This window comes from Acinetobacter sp. UBA1496 (genome assembly GCF_002324975.1).
Taxonomy (GTDB): Bacteria; Pseudomonadota; Gammaproteobacteria; order Pseudomonadales; family Moraxellaceae; genus Acinetobacter; species Acinetobacter variabilis.
Window position 1 is genome coordinate 37921 of sequence record NZ_DCRI01000019.1, and the last position, 18538, is coordinate 56458.

Annotated in this window: 17 protein-coding genes and 1 pseudogene; 15 read left to right on the top strand and 3 right to left on the bottom strand. The window is 41.9% G+C overall.

The window, feature by feature from the left end; all coding sequences use genetic code 11:
- Window positions 1-21 precede the first annotated feature (21 nt).
- The 10 genes from ung (at window position 22) to B3143_RS01865 (ending at window position 7446) form a co-directional block, all read left to right on the top strand.
- Window positions 22-735, top strand: coding sequence for a uracil-DNA glycosylase (gene ung, locus B3143_RS01820; RefSeq protein WP_004783992.1), 714 nt, complete (start codon window positions 22-24; stop codon window positions 733-735).
- The gene (locus B3143_RS01825; protein ID WP_004783991.1) at window positions 732-1853 is read left to right on the top strand and encodes an enoyl-CoA hydratase/isomerase family protein; all 1122 of its coding nucleotides are present in this window, start codon (window positions 732-734) and stop codon (window positions 1851-1853) included. Before ung ends, B3143_RS01825 begins: the two co-directional genes overlap by 4 nt.
- A 6-nt stretch (window positions 1854-1859) precedes the next feature.
- Window positions 1860-2375, top strand: a complete 516-nt coding sequence (tadA, locus tag B3143_RS01830) for a tRNA adenosine(34) deaminase TadA (RefSeq protein ID WP_004783990.1) — start codon at window positions 1860-1862, stop codon at window positions 2373-2375.
- A gap of 62 nt (window positions 2376-2437) precedes the next feature.
- Window positions 2438-2872, top strand: a complete 435-nt coding sequence (locus tag B3143_RS01835; RefSeq protein ID WP_004783989.1) for an SRPBCC family protein — start codon at window positions 2438-2440, stop codon at window positions 2870-2872.
- A gap of 14 nt (window positions 2873-2886) precedes the next feature.
- On the top strand, window positions 2887-3570 hold the full coding sequence (cmk, locus tag B3143_RS01840; RefSeq protein WP_034702305.1) for a (d)CMP kinase: 684 nt from the start codon (window positions 2887-2889) through the stop codon (window positions 3568-3570).
- A gap of 110 nt (window positions 3571-3680) precedes the next feature.
- Entirely contained in the window at window positions 3681-5357 is a 1677-nt protein-coding gene (gene rpsA / locus B3143_RS01845) for a 30S ribosomal protein S1 (protein ID WP_004783987.1), read from the top strand.
- Between the two features lie 164 nt (window positions 5358-5521).
- Entirely contained in the window at window positions 5522-5827 is a 306-nt protein-coding gene (locus tag B3143_RS01850; RefSeq protein WP_004783986.1) for an integration host factor subunit beta, read from the top strand.
- A gap of 22 nt (window positions 5828-5849) precedes the next feature.
- On the top strand, window positions 5850-6215 hold the full coding sequence (locus tag B3143_RS01855) for a lipopolysaccharide assembly protein LapA domain-containing protein (RefSeq protein ID WP_004783984.1): 366 nt from the start codon (window positions 5850-5852) through the stop codon (window positions 6213-6215).
- 241 nt (window positions 6216-6456) lie between these two features.
- Window positions 6457-7137, top strand: a complete 681-nt coding sequence (gene pyrF, locus B3143_RS01860; RefSeq protein WP_004783982.1) for an orotidine-5'-phosphate decarboxylase — start codon at window positions 6457-6459, stop codon at window positions 7135-7137.
- A gap of 87 nt (window positions 7138-7224) precedes the next feature.
- The gene (locus B3143_RS01865) at window positions 7225-7446 is read left to right on the top strand and encodes a hypothetical protein (RefSeq protein ID WP_034702308.1); all 222 of its coding nucleotides are present in this window, start codon (window positions 7225-7227) and stop codon (window positions 7444-7446) included.
- Between the two features lie 75 nt (window positions 7447-7521).
- Here B3143_RS01865 and B3143_RS01870 read toward each other — a convergent pair whose 3' ends face one another.
- Both B3143_RS01870 and B3143_RS01875 read right to left on the bottom strand, forming a co-directional pair.
- Window positions 7522-8430: a lysine exporter LysO family protein gene (locus tag B3143_RS01870; protein ID WP_004783979.1), complete on the bottom strand. Its 909-nt coding sequence runs from the start codon at window positions 8428-8430 to the stop codon at window positions 7522-7524.
- 65 nt (window positions 8431-8495) lie between these two features.
- Window positions 8496-9992 (bottom strand): annotated as a pseudogene (locus B3143_RS01875) (flavin-containing monooxygenase).
- A 144-nt stretch (window positions 9993-10136) separates the two neighbouring features.
- On the opposite strand from B3143_RS01875, the gene B3143_RS01880 reads away from it, so the two are divergent.
- The 5 genes from B3143_RS01880 (at window position 10137) to B3143_RS01900 (ending at window position 17581) form a co-directional block, all read left to right on the top strand.
- A complete protein-coding gene (locus tag B3143_RS01880) occupies window positions 10137-11144 on the top strand; it encodes a helix-turn-helix domain-containing protein (protein WP_034702310.1) in 1008 nt (335 codons plus the stop codon).
- An 83-nt stretch (window positions 11145-11227) separates the two neighbouring features.
- Complete coding sequence (gene zapE / locus B3143_RS01885; RefSeq protein ID WP_034702312.1) at window positions 11228-12379, top strand: cell division protein ZapE; 1152 nt, start codon at window positions 11228-11230, stop codon at window positions 12377-12379.
- 363 nt (window positions 12380-12742) lie between these two features.
- Window positions 12743-14908: a malate synthase G gene (locus B3143_RS01890; protein WP_286739310.1), complete on the top strand. Its 2166-nt coding sequence runs from the start codon at window positions 12743-12745 to the stop codon at window positions 14906-14908.
- A gap of 475 nt (window positions 14909-15383) precedes the next feature.
- Window positions 15384-16826, top strand: a complete 1443-nt coding sequence (locus tag B3143_RS01895; protein WP_034702316.1) for an aldehyde dehydrogenase family protein — start codon at window positions 15384-15386, stop codon at window positions 16824-16826.
- A 92-nt stretch (window positions 16827-16918) separates the two neighbouring features.
- The gene (locus tag B3143_RS01900) at window positions 16919-17581 is read left to right on the top strand and encodes an SOS response-associated peptidase family protein (RefSeq protein ID WP_034702319.1); all 663 of its coding nucleotides are present in this window, start codon (window positions 16919-16921) and stop codon (window positions 17579-17581) included.
- 82 nt (window positions 17582-17663) lie between these two features.
- Here the strand turns inward: B3143_RS01900 and B3143_RS01905 are convergent, their stop codons facing one another.
- Entirely contained in the window at window positions 17664-18128 is a 465-nt protein-coding gene (locus B3143_RS01905) for a MarR family winged helix-turn-helix transcriptional regulator (RefSeq protein ID WP_005236095.1), read from the bottom strand.
- Window positions 18129-18538 lie beyond the last annotated feature (410 nt).

Below are 18538 nucleotides of genomic sequence, written 5' to 3' on the forward strand. Positions count from 1 at the left end.
ACATAGATTTAGGATTGAAGCATGTCTTTAAATGAACAGCAAATTGCGAAACTGAATAAAGTTCAGTTAGATGACAGCTGGAAATATGGACTCAGTGAGTTTTTACTGAGCCCGAAAATGGATGCGTTAAAAACATTTTTAATTGAAGAAAAAAAAGCAGACAAGGTGATTTATCCACCGAATCACCTGATTTTTAATGCTTTGAATACAACGCCATTAGACCGGGTCAAAGTGGTCATCATTGGTCAGGACCCTTATCATGGCCCGAATCAGGCGCATGGTTTAAGCTTCTCGGTGCAAAAAGGGGTTGCATTACCTCCATCTTTACGTAATATTTTTCATGAGTTACATAATGATTTAGGCGTAAAAATCCCTAAACATGGTGATTTAACTCATTGGGCGGAACAGGGTGTACTTCTGCTCAACGCTGTACTGACTGTAGAGGCAGCACAGCCAACTTCACATCAGAAACGTGGCTGGGAAGAATTCACAGATCACGTCATTGATGTATTGAATGAACAACGTGAACATATCGTTTTTATTCTTTGGGGCGCATACGCACAGCGTAAAGGACAGCGCATTGATCAAAATAAACACCTGGTCTTAAAGGCAGCACATCCTTCGCCTTTGTCAGCAAACCGGGGTGGTTTTTTTGGTTGTAAAGTTTTTTCGAAAACGAATAATTATCTCAAACAACATGGCATTGAGCCTATAGATTGGCAGCTGGACGCATGACTTATTCTCCTGTAACTACACCTTACCATCCGGACCTGATTGTTGAACAAGCCAATAATGGCTGGCGCATTGTTCGCCTGAATCGTCCAAAATCATTACACGCTTTAGATGAATCTCTGGTTTCAGCATTGCTAGAAGTCTTTCAGGACTTTCATACAGATGACAGCGTAAAAGCGATCTGGCTGGATTCAACTACCCCGAAAGCATTTTGTGCCGGTGGCGATGTACGTAAGCTGCGTCAGTTAGTAATTAATGATGAAGTGGCAACCGCCAATAAGTTTTTTGAACAGGAATATGCGCTAGATTTATTACTGCATAACTATGCCAAGCCGGTATTGGTGTGGGGTGAAGGTTATGTTATGGGTGGTGGTTTAGGCCTGTTTATGGCGGCTCCATTCCGTTTGGTGACGCCGTATTCACGTCTGGCCATGCCTGAGATTAATATTGGTTTATATCCAGATGTGGGTGCGACCCGCTTCCTAGCAGACCGTGGAGCGATTGGCCTGTTTACAGGTTTAACGGGTTCCATTATGACTGCTGCGGGTGCTTACGGTATTGGCTGGGCGACTCATATCTGTGATGCACAGCGTGATTCAGTATTAGATAAGGTCGTAAATATAGACTGGGAACATTATCCAGCTGGGGATTTCCGTGCGATTGATGACACCTTGAATAGCATGCACCGTCCGGTAGGCCCGGGTCCTTTGCAAAACTCACTGGATGTAATCCACAGTGTATGTCGTGGCGTAAACTTCGAGCACGATTATGAATCGATTATTGGTTTAAGTGATGCGCGCAGTGACTGGTTGCGTCAGGCCAGCGAAAACCTGCAAAAAGGTTCACCTGCAACCGCTGCTCTAAGCTGGTTATTATGGCAATGGGGTAAACAGGTTCATTCCTGGAATGAAATTTTCGAACTGGAAACCCAGATTTCAGACTGGAAAATCCGTCATCCTGACTTTGTTGAAGGCGTGCGTGCACGTCTGGTTGATAAAGACCTGTCTCCAGAATGGCAAAAAGGCAGTGATTTAAGCTTGAAAGGCATTCTGTCTCAGAATCCACCGGTAACCACTATTGAAAGCTGGAATGAGCTACTCAAACACTATGGTGTGATTTAAGTCTGAATGTCCGAAACACAATTTACCGATGAATACTGGATGCAGCTTGCTTATGAGCAGGCTGCACTTGCTGCTGAGCAGGGTGAAATTCCTGTAGGTGCTGTGATTGTCAGCCAAAATCAGGTTATTGGCCGTGGCTACAATGCGCCAATTTCTTTAAATGATCCGACTGCACATGCTGAAATCGTAGCATTACGTGAAGCCTGTCAGAGCCTAAAAAACTACCGCCTGCCTGAAGATGCTGTCCTCTATGTAACTCTGGAACCGTGCACCATGTGTGTAGGGGCATTGGTGCATTCGCGTATTTCGCGGGTCGTTTTTGGTACAACTGAGCCTAAAGCAGGTTCTTTGGTGAGTGCACGCAAGCTTTTTGAGACCGGCTACTATAATCATGTATTTCCATTTGACTCGGGCTGTATGCAGCAGCAGTGTGCTGAACAGCTCAGTGCATTTTTCAAGTTGCGTCGTGAACAAAAACGTCAGCTGAAATTGCAAGAAAAATTACTGAATGCTCATAAATAAATCGAATCTAATTCGTTAAACTTTGCTCACTTTAAAATCATTTATTTTCAGGAAAAAGAAAAATGAAAAATGCGATTCAGGTAAAAAAAGAATTCCCAGCAGCGATTGATAAGGTTTTTGAATTGCTGTCTAAACACGATGCTTATAACGTGGCTTTTGCACCAATGCAGGTGGAACGGATTAAGGATTCGGCAGACCCTGAGCGCCCAGATGGTGTGGGTTCTGTGCGTAGTATGGGTTTAGGTCCAGTCAAGCCGCTAAAAGAGCAAATTACCTTGCTAGAGCCGAACTCCCGTATTGAATACAAGATCGTAAAGAATCCTTTGATTAAACATCATTTGGGTATTATTGAATTTGAAGCATTGGACGATAACAAAAGTCTGGTGACTTATACGATAGAATTGCAGGCACGTCTTCCATTTGTCAGTAAATTAATTCTTGCACAGCTCAAGACAGGGATTAAACTAGGCCTCGCAAAACTTGCAAAATCTGTATAAATAACGGGAAAGTAATGACAGTTCAAATTATTACCATTGATGGTCCAAGTGGATCTGGCAAAGGCACACTGGCTGCAAAACTGGCAGCACACTACCATTTTCATTTACTGGATTCAGGGGCTTTGTATCGTTTATTAGGACTGTCATTGCATCACCATAATTTACTCGATGAACTGGATACTCAACTGGCTGAATGCGTACAAATTGCAACAAATTTGGATATCCAATTTTTCAGCACTGAATCAGGTGTTCAGGTATGGCTGAATGGTGAAGATGTCTCCCAAACTATCCGTACCGAACGGGTGGGTGAGTATGCTTCAAAAGTTGCTGCAATTCCTGAACTTAGAACTGCTATGGTGGCCCGTCAACATGCTTTTGCTCAAGCTCCTGGTCTAGTGGCAGATGGCCGCGATATGGCGACCAGTATCTTCCCAGATGCACAAGCTAAGATTTATTTGACAGCTTCGGCTGAATCCCGTGCGCAAAGACGTGTAAAGCAGTTGCAGGGTATGGGGCTGGATGTTAAAATAAACGACATTTTAGCTAATATCGAAGCGCGGGATAAACGAGATATGGAACGCACTGTCGCTCCGCTCAAACCTGCTGCTGATGCCTACATCATCGACAGTTCAGATTTGAATATCGATGAAGTATTTAAGCTGATGACCACGTATGTGGATCAGCAATTAGCTCAATAACCCTATTATTTCAGCAGATGCATAGCTTGATCAGTTTTATATGGACTATGTAGACGCTTAATTAAACCGGCCTTGTCTGATCCAAGACCGCTGACTTTATCGGATATATCATGACCGAATCTTTTGCAGCCCTCTTTGAAGAAAGCGAATTAAACCTCAACGTTGAAAAGGGTGCAGTCATCCAAGGCGTTGTAGTAAGCATCGACTCTGATTGGGTAACTGTTGACACTGGCCTTAAATCTGAAGGCGTTGTTGACCGTGCTGAGTTCTTAAATGAACAGCGCGAACTTGAAGTTCAAGTTGGCGACACTGTAGACGTAGTTGTTGAAGCACTTGACAATGGTATGGGTCAAACAGTTCTTTCTCGCGAAAAAGCTAAACGCGCTGAGACTTGGACTAAACTTGAAAAAATCTTTGAAGACGGCGAAATCGTTACTGGTGTTATCTCTGGTAAAGTTAAAGGCGGTTTCACTGTTGACATCGGTCCAGTTCGTGCGTTCCTTCCAGGTTCTTTAGTTGACACTCGTCCTATTCGTGATACTACTCACTTAGAAGGCAAAGAGTTAGAATTTAAAGTAATCAAACTTGACGCTAAACGTAACAACGTTGTTGTTTCACGTCGTGCTGTTATGGAAGCTGAATCTTCAGCTGACCGTGAAGCTCTTCTTGCTCAGCTTGAAGAAGGTCAAACAGTTACTGGTACTATTAAGAACCTTACTGATTACGGCGCGTTCGTTGACCTTGGCGGTATCGACGGTCTTCTTCACATCACTGACATGGCTTGGAAACGTATCAAGCACCCATCAGAAGTTGTTGAAGTGGGTCAAGAAGTTACTGTTAAAGTACTTAAATTCGACCGCGAACGTAACCGCGTATCTTTAGGCCTTAAACAATTAGGTGAAGATCCATGGTTAGCGATCATGAGCCGTTATCCTAAAGGTTCTATCGTTAAAGCTCGCGTAACTAACCTGACTGACTACGGCTGTTTCGCAGAAATCGCTGAAGGCGTTGAAGGTCTAGTACACGTTTCAGAAATGGACCACACTAACAAAAACATCCACCCATCTAAAGTTGTTCAGATCGGTGACGAAGTTGACGTTATGGTTCTTGAAGTGGACGAAGAACGTCGTCGTATTTCTCTTGGTATCAAACAAACTCGTGCTAACCCATGGGAAGAGTTTGCTAAGAACCACGATAAAGGTGAAAAAGTATCTGGTACTATCAAGTCAATCACTGACTTCGGTATCTTCATCGGATTACCAGGTGGTATCGATGGTCTAGTTCACTTGTCTGACATCTCTTGGAACGAACAAGGCGAAGAAGCTATCCGTCGTTACAAGAAAGGTGACACTGTTGAAGCAGTTATCCTGTCTGTAGATGCTGAAGGCAACCGTATCAGCCTTGGCATCAAACAATTGAACAGCGATCCGTTCAACGATTTCTTAGCTGCTAACGAACGCGGTGCGCTTGTTAAAGGTACTGTAACTGCAGTTGACGCTAAAGGCGCTACTGTTAAGTTAGCTGATGAAGTTGAAGCAACTCTTAAAGCATCTGAAATCAACCGCGACCGCGTTGAAGATGCGACTAAATTCCTTGAAGTTGGTCAAGAAGTTGAAGCTAAGATCATTAATGTAGATCGTAAATCTCGCTCTATCAACTTGTCTATCAAAGCGAAAGACGAAGCTGAAGAGAAAGAAGCTGTTGCAAATCTGAAAACAGCTGCTGCTGGTCAAGACAATGGTCCTAAAACTATTGGTGACTTGATCAAAGCGCAAATGAATCACTAAGAGTAGATGGTGAATTGTATTGTTAATGTAAATTAAGTAATACTTTTTACACAAATACTATAAACGGTAGCGTAGTATTTAATTATTGCGCTACCGTTTTGTATTTAAACAGGTTATTATCGGAAAATAGATCCCGAGTAGCTTGATAATTAAAGAGGTCGCAGATGACTACTGAAGCACTTAATAAGTCTGACTTAATAGAGCGCATCGCGCTAAAGAATCCGCATTTGGCTGAACCTTTAGTGGAAGAAGCAGTTAAAATTATGATTGATCAAATGATTGAAGCTTTATCATCTGATAACCGTATTGAGATTCGCGGGTTTGGCAGCTTTGCATTACATCATCGTGAGCCTCGCGTGGGTCGTAATCCTAAAACTGGTAAATCTGTTGAAGTTGCAGCAAAAGCTGTTCCACACTTTAAGCCAGGTAAAGCACTTCGTGATGCAGTAAACGAATCCGCAAGCAAATAAACAAGATATTTACGGGGTGTTCATGCGTTACGTTCTGGTCATTCTTTTATTGCTCGTCTTTGGCTATTCATTAGCTTTGGTGTTGCAAAACGGGACTGAGGTCTCAGTGGACTTGTTATTTACTCAAGTTCCTGCAATGCGTTTAGGGTTATTGCTCCTTTTGACTCTTTCCTTAGGAATAGTGGTTGGCTTGTTACTCGGTGTGCAGGTTTTCCGCGTTTTTCAGAACAATTGGGAAATTAAACGACTACGTAAAGATATTGAGCATCTACGTAAAGAACAGTTGAATACTGCCAAGATGATGGCAGCAGAAGCGGCGGCTCATACACGACATGAGAAAACAGTATTAGATATTAATTCTAATGACAGGCCATCGGCACCGCTTTAAACGAAAATGACAAGTAGAAGTAATCTACCGAATCTTTACTTCGCCTGTTTTGATCGAACGCCTTTTAGCTTAGCTTCTAAGGCGTTTTTTATTGTTTAATGGTATTTAGAAAATTATATAAAAATTATATAAATAAATGACTTAATTTGAATTAAAAAAATCATTTTTGCGAAAATATTCTTGGTTGTTATAGGGCTAATCCGTATAATGGTTTAATTTTGTCAATTTGAAGGGTCTTCTCATGAGTATCATCGTTGCACTGGATGCTAAAAGTCAATTTGATGCCTTAAGGATTGCAGAGCAGCTCGATCCTGCCTTATGCCGAGTAAAAGTGGGCAAAGAGTTATTTACTCATGAAGGTCCTATCATTGTAAAAGCACTTCAGGATAAAGGTTTTGATGTATTTCTAGATCTGAAGTTCCATGATATTCCAAATACCACTGCACAAGCGGTATGTGCCGCGGCAGACTTGGGTGTGTGGATGGTCAACGTCCACGCTTCAGGTGGTCGTAAAATGATGGAGACCTGTGTTGAGCGTTTAAAAGCAGGCAACTATAAAACTCAACTTATTGCAGTAACTGTATTAACGTCTATGGGACGCGAAGACCTGAAAGACATTGGTTTGGATATTGAACCTAATGAACATGTAAAACGTCTGGCTCAACTGACTAAAGACAGTGGCTTAGATGGAGTGGTCTGTTCCGCACAAGAAGCGAAAATGCTGCGTGAAAGCATTGGACAAGACTTTGCACTGGTCACTCCTGGGATTCGTCCTGAAGGTTCAAATGCAGACGATCAAAAACGTATTGTGACACCAAAACAGGCAATGCTGGATGGCTCAACACATCTGGTCATTGGTCGACCAATTACCAAGTCGGAAAATCCTCGTCAAACTCTAAAAGATATTTTGGCAACATTGTAATTCCGGCTACCCGCTGAAAAGCCTTTCATATGAAAGGCTTTTTTTATACATTGAGAAAAGCTGTATAAAAATAAAAAGGAATTTCAAATGAGAATAATAAAGACACCAGAACAAAAAATGCTAGAACAAAGGCTGGAAATGGAAAAAATAGCAGAACAGTTCGAACAGCAGGAAAAATATAAACAACAGGCACAGTCGGGTTCATGGGACTGGATGTCAGGCCTTGATAGCATAGATATTGTAGAACTCGCTTCAGAGATGATGGAGACAGTAGCGGATTCATTGAGTAGGGTTGATTTGAATTTTTAATATTCCGTAGTTTATTTTATTTCTAATTGAATCCCCCTAAATCCCCCTTTATGAAAGGGAGGTCGGGAGGTATTTTTAAATTACCGCCAACACACTTACCGCTACTGGCGCCAATATAGATAAAATAAAACCGCTCACCATGGCATGTGGAATAAAATCATTGCCACAAGCCTGTTTGACCATGGGTAAAGTCACATCCATCGCAGTCGCACCTGCAGCAGAAATTGCTGATCTTGGGTAACGCCAGCCGGCACAATACATCAGTAAAATCGCAAAAATTTCCCGAAACAGGTCATTCATCAGGGCAATACTACCCAGTTCTGCATTTCTCAGTTCCGTGATGACAACACCCGACATGGAATAAAAACCATAACCTTGCGACAGCATAATCAGGTCTTTTAAATGAATATCCGGATTCCAGAAAGAATAGGCAATTGCAGCCACGCATGAACCAGCAATACAACCTGCCGGAACCAGCAGGATTTTCCAGTTTAACCATGAGCGGTCAAGTGGTGAGTAGGCAAGATCCAGTCCAATCAGAAACATAAAGACCAGTAATAAATGCCAAGTGCTGATTTGAACAGAAAGCCCCATTTGAGTGAAACTATAATGTAGTAGATAGCCAGCAGCTAAGGCAAAGAATGCATAACTGATATTGATTAGTGATTTAATCACTAGCTCAGTCGAGACTCGTCCAGAAGAAGGCTGGAAATCTGCCCATTTAAATAGCAGATAACAACAGCCAAATGCCCCAATAGAGGTGAGAAAAGCAATTGTAATAGAGGTATTTAGAATCTGGGCAGGGTAAGGTAATTCCGTCAGAAGCTCAGAAAACTCAAAAGCGATGGCAATCAGCAAAATATAACTGAAATATGGAAGAACCTTAAAGCATATTTTCGTGAGTGAAGCAGGAAGCCGTTTTGCAAAAACAAAACCAAGCGCTAAACAGACCAGAAGCTGGGATACTAACCAAAGCGATTGCATAATAAAAAAGTATGATAAATCAGTCTTTATTATGCCATCGCTAGCCCTATGAATGTGAGGGACTTTTAACTGGCTTTATTTAAAAAATAATAATCTGCTGCATTAAGGGTTTTGGTTTTGAGCCAGTATTTCCAGGTATAGGTGGGCCATAAGGCAAAATTTTTCCCACCTTCTTGTTGATACCAGCTGATACAGCCAGATTGCCAGACCGTATTGTCCAGCATATGTTGGACATCCTGATTGAATTTTTCCTGTACCTGATCTTTGGCCACAATCGCATTACTATGTGATTGATCTACTAGGGCGATCATTTGCAGGATATAACTTACTTGCGCTTCAATCATAAAAAGCACTGAGTTATGTGCCAACACAGTATTCGGTCCTAATAGCTGGAACAGATTCGGAAAACCTTTAACACAGATTCCATAATAGCTTTCGGCACCATCTTTCCAGACATCAGTTAAGTGAATGTCATTCAGGCCAGTGCAATCGAAATTTTTCAGATAAATTCTTGGATCGGTAATAAATCCGGTACCGTAGATCAGGCACTCAATCGGACGTACTTTACCATCTACAGTAATAGTACTGTTTTCGGTCACTTCACGAATACCTTCAGTCACTAGTTCCGCATTTTTACGGTTAAAGGTAGGGAAGTATTGGTTAGACACCAGAATCCGTTTGCAGCCCATGATGTAATCTGGGGTCAATTTCTTGGCAGTTTCCTTGTCCTTGACCTGATAGCGAATATAAGCTTCTGCGAGTTTCTGAGCATATTTCATGACAGTTGGTTTAACGATAGGCACTACACGCGACTCATTAGACCAGTACAGACGAATCCGGTGTAACTTGCGGAACCATTCATATTTGGAAAACAGCTTTTTTTCCAGGTCATGATATAGGCGCTCATCCCGTGGAATAACCCAAGCCGCAGTACGTTGAAAGACATAGAGCTGTTTGCATTTGGGTGCAATTTTAGGGATATATTGAATTGCACTGCCACAAGCCCCAATCGATGCAACATTTTTTCCCTTGAGATCATAATGATGATCCCAGTGAGAAGAGTGAAAGATTTTACCCTTAAATTTTTCAATGCCCGTAATATGGGGAATTTGAGGAACATGTAAAGGACCAGAGGCAAATACTACAAACTGAGCTTCCAGAATGCTTTGATCCTGCAGATGGATTTACCATAAGCATCGGTCTTACTGGTAATGAACCCCAAGTACTTCGGTATTCAGCCGAGCAAAAGCCCGAAGATTATAATGACTGACTAAATCTTGAATATAGCTGAAAATTTCCGGTGCTTCGGCATAGCGTTTTGACCAGTCAGTTTTGGGTGCAAAGGAAAGGGAATACATATGTGATTGCACATCACAGGCCGCTCCCAGATACTGATTATCGCGCCAGGTTCCCCCAAAATCGCTATCTTTTTCTAAAATAATAAAATCATGGATGCCTTACTGTTGTAAACGTATTGCCATCGCTATCCCGCCAAAACCGGCACCGATAATGGCCACTTTGGTATAAGGATGAGTGTGGGTAAGGCGTGTATTGTCCAGCATCTTCGCATTCCTTGCTTATTTTAATAATGGATAATTATCTTGATTTATTAACTGGCTATTAGATATAAAATTGATCTAAACGGCAATAGCCGACGGTTTATTTTTATAGTACAACTAGAGCTATCACATTGTATTCGTATAGTTATGAAACGTTCTGTTCTCAGTCTGATGTATCTGATCCAGGGCATGCGCAAGGCTGGTATAGAGGTCGATCAAAAACTGCAAAATATCGGCTTGCGTGTTGATGCGCTTGATCCGACTTCAATCATTCACCCAAGCGTGGAATATGATGTGCTCAAGGTGGTGGGTCAGGATATCCAGCCAGAACAGGGTTTATCGATCGGCCAGCATTATGCATTGGCAGGTTATGGGCCTTTGCTGATGTTGCTGGTGACCAGTCCAACCGTACGGGATGCGATGCATCAGGTAATTCGTTTTCAGCAATTGACGCATCTTACCGGCCAGTTGGGACTGGAGCAAAGTGAGTACCACAGTGCGCTTTGCTATTATCCCAAGAAAACGGAAGACCATCTGGGAATGCTGGTCGCGCAAGCTGAGATTTCAGGTACATTCAAGTTCATTCGCGATATTTACAAGATGATGGGCCTGTCCAAACCTGACCTGCAGATTGAACTGCCTTTCGCCGCACCGGAACAATCTGCTACCCAGAAAATCTATCGTGATTATTATGGAACACAGGTACAGTTTGGTGTTGCAAGAGCTGCATTCTGGTTTGATGAGGCCATTCTGGATATCCGGATTCCTTCAGCAGATGCGGAGACCTTTGCAGTTTATGAGGCAAAGTGTCTGGCTGAACTGGAACGTCTGGCAGAAGATGCTGATGTCCCAACTGTGGTACAGCGAGTACAGGATTATCTGGAGTTGCAAACCGGTTTGATGCCGAGTATGGCTGAAACGGCTCAGGCTCTGAATATTCCAGAACGTACTTTACGCCATCAATTACAGCAGTTCGATACCAGTTATAAACAGATTCGCGAAGAGATTATTAAAGATAAAGCTTTACGACTCATTGAATATAAACAGTATTCGATTGAAATGATTGCAGAGTTATTGGGTTATTCCGAACCGGCTGCTTTTAACCATGCCTTTAAGCGCTGGTTTGGACAAAGTCCTCGGCAATATATAAAATAGCCTAAGTTAGTTAATGCCAAAGTGTTATAGTGTGCGTTCTAAACTCCGCTATAATTAAACAGATCCTGAATAGTACGAAACCTATGTCCGATTTTAATTCACAGCACAGCACCGCTTTTAGTCCGATCTCTCCTGCAGAACGTTATGCACAGGCTTTGTCTTCAGGACAGTTTATGCCTGATGATGCACAGGCCATGGCAGTACATGAGCTGAATCGTACCTGGCTGGAATTAATTCAGCGCTTCAAAGCTTCTAAAAAAGCCTTTCGTCGCTTCCGTCGTCAGACTTCGCCAAAAGGCGTATATATGTGGGGCGGAGTCGGTCGTGGAAAGACCTGGCTCATGGATCAGTTCTATGAGTCGATTCCATTTCGCCGTAAAACCCGTATGCACTTTCACCATTTCATGCAGCATGTGCATCGTGAGTTAAACAAGCTTTCAGGTCAGCGCAATCCGCTAGATCTGGTAGCGGATCAGATTTATAAAGATGCTGTGGTGATCTGCTTTGATGAATTTTTTGTATCTAATGTGACAGATGCCATGATCCTGAGTGATCTGTTCCAGAAGCTGTTTGAGCGTGGCATTACGCTGGTGGCGACTTCGAATATTGCGCCAGATGGTTTATATAAAAATGGGATTCACCGTGACCGTTTTCTGCCAACCATTGAAATGGTCAAGAAAAACTGTGTCATTCTGAATGTAGATGCCGGTGTGGATTACCGTTTACGTGTCTTAAAGCAGGCACAGTTATTCAAATATCCACTAACGCATGACAATAAAAACTGGTTGGCACATCGCTATACTGCACTGACTCAAACCCAAATCTCTTCTCAAGAGTCAATCATCATCAATAACCGTATTGTGGAAACTGTAGCCCATACTGAAGATGTCTTGTGGTGTGAGTTCTCTGAACTGTGTCTAAAACCGCGTAGCCCAGCTGACTTCATTGAAATTGCGAATATTTACAATACGGTATTAGTCAGCAATGTGCCGCATTTAACCGATTTCCTGAATGATGCCACACGCCGTTTCATTTATCTGGTCGATGAATTTTATGACCGTGGAGTCAAATTACTATTGACCTCAGAAGATAATATCGTTGATCTTTATAAAGGTGAGCGACTGGCTTTCGAAATTGAACGGACTCGTTCACGCTTATTGGAAATGCAGTCAGATGAATACCTGCATTCTGAACATCGCCAGATCGAGAAAATAGCTTCGAGCGAGCCTGAATAAATACAACAAGCGCTGGTCATGACCGGCGCTTTTTTATGCATTTCATTGCATCAAAGATCGACAAGTTCAGCCAAACATGGCTTAATCTTGATCTAAATATGACCTTGTATAAAAAGAACGGACAACTTTTATTCAAAATTCTGAACTTAAGTCTAATTTCTACATTTCAAAAACTTTATACACTGTCATGAGGGTATTTAGCAGGGTGATATTGCATCGTGTGAGACATCATTTAATAAGGATATGAGGGTATTCTTATTAGAAAAATGCTCATTATTTTGCGGTGTGATAGTACTATTCAGCTAGATTTTAATCGGTATACTAGAATCTCTTGTATAAAAAGTAGCAATATCAGGAAAGACAATGACTGCACGTATTCAAAAAGGCAAGTTAGCGATTGCTAAAGAACTTTACGATTTTATCGAAAATGAAGCACTACCAGGTTCTGGTTTGGACAGCGAAACATACTGGAAGAACTTTGAACAAGTCGTTGTTGATCTTAGCCCTAAAAACAAAGCACTTTTGGCTAAGCGTGATGATATTCAAGCTAAAATTGATGAATGGCATCGCAATAACACATTTGAATTACAAGCTTACAAAGCTTTCTTGACTGAAATTGGCTACTTATTACCAGAAGTAGAAGATTTCCAGATCAGCACTGAAAATGTAGACGAAGAGATTGCACTATTGGCTGGCCCACAGTTGGTAGTTCCAGTACGTAATGCGCGTTACTGCCTGAACGCAGCGAATGCACGCTGGGGTTCTTTATACGACGCTTTATACGGCTTCGACGTGATCTCTGAAGAAGATGGTGCTGAAAAAGGTAAAGGCTATAACCCGAAACGTGGTGAGAAAGTAATTGCATTCGCGAAAAACTTCTTAAATGAAACATTCCCTCTGGCACAAGGTTCACATGCTGATGCAACCAAATATGCAGTTGAAGGTAATGCGCTGGTTGTAACGCTGAAAGACGGTTCTACCACAACTGTTGCGGATAGCTCTAAATTCGTTGGTTACAATGGCGAAGCTTCTGCGCCGACTGAAATCGTACTAAAAAATAACGGCCTGCATGCAATCATCCAGATTGATGCAAACAGCCCAATTGGCCAAACAGATGCAGCAGGCGTAAAAGACGTTGTGCTTGAAGCAGCTGTAACGACGATTCAGGACTTGGAAGACTCTGTTGCAGCAGTTGATGCTGAAGAAAAAGTAGAAGGCTACCGTAATTGGTTAGGCTTGATGAAGGGTACGCTTGAAGAGTCTATCGAGAAAAATGGCAAGACCATTACCCGTAAACTCAATGCTGACCGTACTTTCAAAAATGTTGAAGGCGGTGAGACCAAGGTTCATGGTCGTTCATTGATGCTGCTTCGTAACGTTGGTCACTTGATGACAAACCCAGCGATCCTTGTAGATGGCGAAGAAATTTATGAAGGCATCATGGATGCATTGGTAACTCCATTGCTTTCTGTGGCTGATATCCGTGGTGAGAATACGATCAAGAACTCACGTACCGGTTCTATGTATATCGTTAAGCCAAAAATGCACGGTCCAGAAGAAGTTGCATTTGCGGTTGAGCTGTTTGAACGTGCTGAACAGGCGCTTGGCTTACCTGCGAAAACCCTGAAAATCGGTATCATGGATGAAGAACGCCGTACTTCGGTTAACCTGAAAAACGGTATTGCTCAGGCAAAAGACCGTACCATCTTTATTAATACTGGTTTCATGGACCGTACAGGTGATGAAATCCATACCTTCATGGAAGCAGGGCCATTCGTTCGTAAAGGCGAAATCAAAGGCCAAAAATGGTTCCCAGCTTATGAGAACCGTAACGTGATGGTAGGTCTGCAAACGGGTCTACGTGGTAAAGCACAGATTGGTAAAGGCATGTGGCCAAAACCAGACATGCTGTTAGACATGTACAAAACCAAGACTGAACATCCTGAAGCAGGCGCAAGCTGTGCATGGGTTCCGTCTCCAACAGGTGCAGTGATTCACGCGATTCACTACCATCAAATTAATGTAGCAAACCGTCAGCAAGAATTGCTTGCAACTGAAGCATTGCCTTTAGATGATTTGTTAACTCCACCTCTTGCAACTGATACCAACTGGTCTGAAGAAGAGAAACTAAAAGAACTGGAAAATAACTGCCAAGGTATCTTGGGTTATGTCGTTCGTTGGGTTGATCTGGGTGTAGGTTGTTCTAAAGTTCCAGACATCAATGATGTGGGCTTGATGGAAGACCGTGCAACTTTACGTATTTCTTCTCAGCACGTTGCCAACTGGTTACGTCACGGAATTGTAACGCGTGAACAGGTTGAAGAAGTAATGCAACGCATGGCGAAAATCGTGGATGAGCAAAATGCGAATGATCCACTGTACAAGCCAATGGCTGCTGACTTTGACAACAGCATTGCATTCCAGGCTGCTTCTGACCTGATCTTTAAAGGTGGTGAACAGCCATCAGGTTATACAGAGCCGCTTCTACATGCAGCACGTTTAAAACTTAAAGGTTATACAGGTGACTAATCCTGTAACTTGAAAAAGCCTCTTCGGAGGCTTTTTTTATTGCTCTTAAATCTTAAATAAGATCTAAGGTTAAAAATGTATTTTTGGAATGTAAATTAACTGATTGAACACCTAAAACAGAGCAGAGCAAGGTTAAGGGAGAGAACTTTAATAATAATTATCTGTTGAATATTAGCTTTATATATACCAATCGCAATTCCTATGAGCGTTTACAGCTCCTCATGCTGGATAGCTGTAGAGCTTTGGATAATGGCATTTAAGACTCAATTTAATTCTCAATTTTTAACTTATAAGAATCGTATTTGGGCTGACGTACTGGAAGATTTAGACAGCAAAGAATGAGATTCATGGATCAATAATTTCCATTCACTTAGAAAGCTCAAGATAAAAGCGTAACAATTCGTCGCTGTCACTTCCATCCTGAAATGGCTCTGCTAAAGTAAAAGCAAATCAATAAATTGCAGGGAAGAACAGCATGGCATATCAAAATTTGGATCAGCAATTTATTGCGGGTCAGTGGCAACCCGGTCGTTCCCAGAAAATGATTCAGAATTTGAATCCCTACACCCAAGATACGATCTTTACTTTACAGGCGGCTAGTACTGCAGATGTTGATGCGGCATATGCGGCAGCTGATAAAGCCTTCCAGCAGGGTGTCATTAAATCAGTAGAGTTCAGACAGCAAATCCTGCAAAAACTACAACAGGTAATTCAGGCACGTCAGGATGAAATTATTGACTGGTTAATTCTTGAGTCTGGAAGTACCCGTTTTAAGGCTGGTCTGGAAGTTGGCGCTGCTCTATCTATTATTCAGGAAAGCCAAAAATTTCCGGAGCAGATCAAGACTGAACAGCTGGAGAGTAAAGATCCACAACGTAAAAGTCTGGTACTGCGTAAACCCTTGGGTGTGATTGGTGTCATTAGCCCCTGGAATTTTCCATTTCATTTATCCATGCGTTCTGTAGCAACAGCGATTGCCTGTGGAAATAGTGTGGCACTCAAGCCAGCAAGTGATACACCAGTGACAGGTGGAACCTTATTAGGCAAATTGTTTGAAGAAGCTGGCTTACCTGCAGGTGTGCTCAATGTGGTATCGGGTGCAGGCAGTGAAATCGGTGACTATTTTGTCGAGCACCCAATTCCAAAAATGATCTCATTCACAGGTTCTACTGAAATTGGACAAAATGTAGGAAGCAAAGCCTTAGCCAGCCCTCGGATTAAACGTCTGGCGCTGGAACTGGGCGGAAATGCGCCACTGGTGATTCTGGATGATGCAGACCTTGATCTGGCAGTAGAGTTGACAATTATGGGACGCTTTATGCATCAGGGGCAAATCTGTATGAGCACTAATCGCGTCATTGTCGATGCGTCCGTCTATGATGCCTATGTGGAAAAGCTTTTAGAACGGGTAAAAACTGTTGCTGTAGGTGATCCAAATTTAGAAGAAACCATTATTGGTCCGATCATCAATCAGAGTCAGGTCAAAAAACATCAGCAGATTATTCAAAGTGCAAAAGAGCAGGGTGCAGAGCTAGTATATGAAGGGGGTATAGAAGGTAATCTGGTCTATCCACATATCTTTACTGGGGTAGCACCTGAATCTCCACTGGCTCAGGAAGAAAGTTTTGGACCGATTCTACCAATACTGAAAGCTCGTGATGAAACACATGCCTTAAAGCTGGCCAATGATACCCGTTTTGGCTTATCCAGTGCGGTTTGTACCTCGAATATTGAACGTGGTGTTCATTTTACAGAACAGCTTGATATCGGTATGACCCATATCAATAGTATTAGTGTGGCAGATCAAGCCAATGCTCCGTTTGGGGGAGAGAAAAACTCTGGACTTGGGCGTTTCAATGGACGCTGGATTTTTAAGGAATTCACCCGTACTCACTGGCTGACTGTACCTAGTGAATAATATTAAATGATAGAAACTTATCCATAATCCATACAGGTTTAAGCTTGGCATCAAGCTATAATCAGAACATCAAGTGATCTGTCTGATTAAGCATGTGTGCCAACTTTAAGCCTTTAACTTCGCAGCAAATACATGATCTGGGCTTGCCGGAAATTCCCTTTGAATATCCGGAAGAAGTCTATCCGAATTATGCTACCCCCTTGTTATTTCAATCTGATCAAGGTCTGGAATGGCGCTTGGTTAACTTTGGCTTTATTCCCAAATGGGCAGAGGATAAAACGATTGGGACAAAAACCTACAATGCCAGAAATGAAACTTTGCTGCAAAAACCAACCTTTGCAGAAGCGACAGCCAAATGCAAGTTTGGGGTGATTCCCGTCTCGGAATTTTATGAGTCAAAGTATTTTGATAATAAACCACAGCGCTGGGGCGTCAGACGTAAAGATGGAAAGGCGACCTTTATTGCGGCACTGTATGAAATTGCACGGGTGCAGGATGAAATCGTACGTTCAGCCAGTATGATTACGATGGATGCAATAGACCATCTCATGATGAAAGAGTTTCATGAGCCGGGAAATATTAAACGTTCAGTCATTGTGATTCCACATGAACGTTTACATGAATGGCTGAATCTAACGCAACCGGATATTCGCAGCTTTGTACAAGGATTTCCAGTAGAGGAGTTCGAATGTTCACATGTACCAAAAGAAAGAATCAAAAAAGCCAGTCCACAGCTGAACTTTTTTGATTCCTAAAGCCTAGAAAGCAATGGCGGATCGTTAATTATTATAAAAGGTGTTATTGATCTCGCCAGCTAAATACAAAATTGAAAAATACTTAACGAGCCAAATTTTTAAAGATATGGCGTAAGCTTTCCATAGTTTTTTCAATTTGTAATGGGGTTAGCCCTTCAAATGATTGTTCCAGTACAACATTGGTCAGGTCATTAATTTTATGTGTCATTTCCATTCCTTTTTCAGTCAGCACGACACGGGTAATACGAGCATCGTCTTCACAGGAATAGGTCTCAACCAGACCTTCATCTTTTAAGCGATAAACGATCTTGGTGGTTGTCGACATTTTAGATACGACCATTTCTGACAGGTCAGAAACGCTGGCATGTGGTTTGGCTTTAAGAGCAAGCAAGATACGGCGACGTGAATTATCGACACCATACTTTTTAAGTGCATGATCTACATTTAGGACATATTGGGCATGAACTTGAGTCACCCAGTAGTATGGAAAGTTTTCTAAATTAAAGTGTTCTGCACAAGGTAAAAATTTTGCATATTTTTTAGTCATGAAATGTTCCTTTTATTTATTTTTCTAGGGCACTGACATTTTATGTAAAAGTTTATACATATTTCAACCTTTATTTTTAAAATGTTAACGAGATTGCATTTGTTAGATCTTCTTAACATCAAAAAAATCAGGTGATTTATGTGTTGTAGATCAATCGGGGCAAATTGTAACTGTCTTTATCCAGATGAATGGCATTGATATGACATGCAAATCTTAAGACTCCAGATTAAATTTAGAGTCTGAATAAGAACTAGATTGGCAAACCATATGGATAAATGGCCGACCTGCGCATATCTTACTTTTGGTGAGTATGCGGAAATACAATTCAAAATCGATGCTGTTTAAATGAATGCTCTGATAGATTTTATAATCTGTAGCACGATGCAGATTCGGATTTCTCAAATCTGATC

Bases quoted from the DNA above. Each gene is read 5' to 3' on its own strand.
- ung (WP_004783992.1), top strand. From the start codon at position 22: ATGTCTTTAAATGAACAGCAAATTGCGAAACTGAATAAAGTTCAGTTA.
- B3143_RS01825 (WP_004783991.1), top strand. From the start codon at position 732: ATGACTTATTCTCCTGTAACTACACCTTACCATCCGGACCTGATTGTT.
- tadA (WP_004783990.1), top strand. From the start codon at position 1,860: ATGTCCGAAACACAATTTACCGATGAATACTGGATGCAGCTTGCTTAT.
- B3143_RS01835 (WP_004783989.1), top strand. From the start codon at position 2,438: ATGAAAAATGCGATTCAGGTAAAAAAAGAATTCCCAGCAGCGATTGAT.
- cmk (WP_034702305.1), top strand. From the start codon at position 2,887: ATGACAGTTCAAATTATTACCATTGATGGTCCAAGTGGATCTGGCAAA.
- rpsA (WP_004783987.1), top strand. From the start codon at position 3,681: ATGACCGAATCTTTTGCAGCCCTCTTTGAAGAAAGCGAATTAAACCTC.
- B3143_RS01850 (WP_004783986.1), top strand. From the start codon at position 5,522: ATGACTACTGAAGCACTTAATAAGTCTGACTTAATAGAGCGCATCGCG.
- B3143_RS01855 (WP_004783984.1), top strand. From the start codon at position 5,850: ATGCGTTACGTTCTGGTCATTCTTTTATTGCTCGTCTTTGGCTATTCA.
- pyrF (WP_004783982.1), top strand. From the start codon at position 6,457: ATGAGTATCATCGTTGCACTGGATGCTAAAAGTCAATTTGATGCCTTA.
- B3143_RS01865 (WP_034702308.1), top strand. From the start codon at position 7,225: ATGAGAATAATAAAGACACCAGAACAAAAAATGCTAGAACAAAGGCTG.
- B3143_RS01870 (WP_004783979.1), bottom strand. From the start codon at position 8,430: ATGCAATCGCTTTGGTTAGTATCCCAGCTTCTGGTCTGTTTAGCGCTT.
- B3143_RS01880 (WP_034702310.1), top strand. From the start codon at position 10,137: ATGAAACGTTCTGTTCTCAGTCTGATGTATCTGATCCAGGGCATGCGC.
- zapE (WP_034702312.1), top strand. From the start codon at position 11,228: ATGTCCGATTTTAATTCACAGCACAGCACCGCTTTTAGTCCGATCTCT.
- B3143_RS01890 (WP_286739310.1), top strand. From the start codon at position 12,743: ATGACTGCACGTATTCAAAAAGGCAAGTTAGCGATTGCTAAAGAACTT.
- B3143_RS01895 (WP_034702316.1), top strand. From the start codon at position 15,384: ATGGCATATCAAAATTTGGATCAGCAATTTATTGCGGGTCAGTGGCAA.
- B3143_RS01900 (WP_034702319.1), top strand. From the start codon at position 16,919: ATGTGTGCCAACTTTAAGCCTTTAACTTCGCAGCAAATACATGATCTG.
- B3143_RS01905 (WP_005236095.1), bottom strand. From the start codon at position 18,128: ATGACTAAAAAATATGCAAAATTTTTACCTTGTGCAGAACACTTTAAT.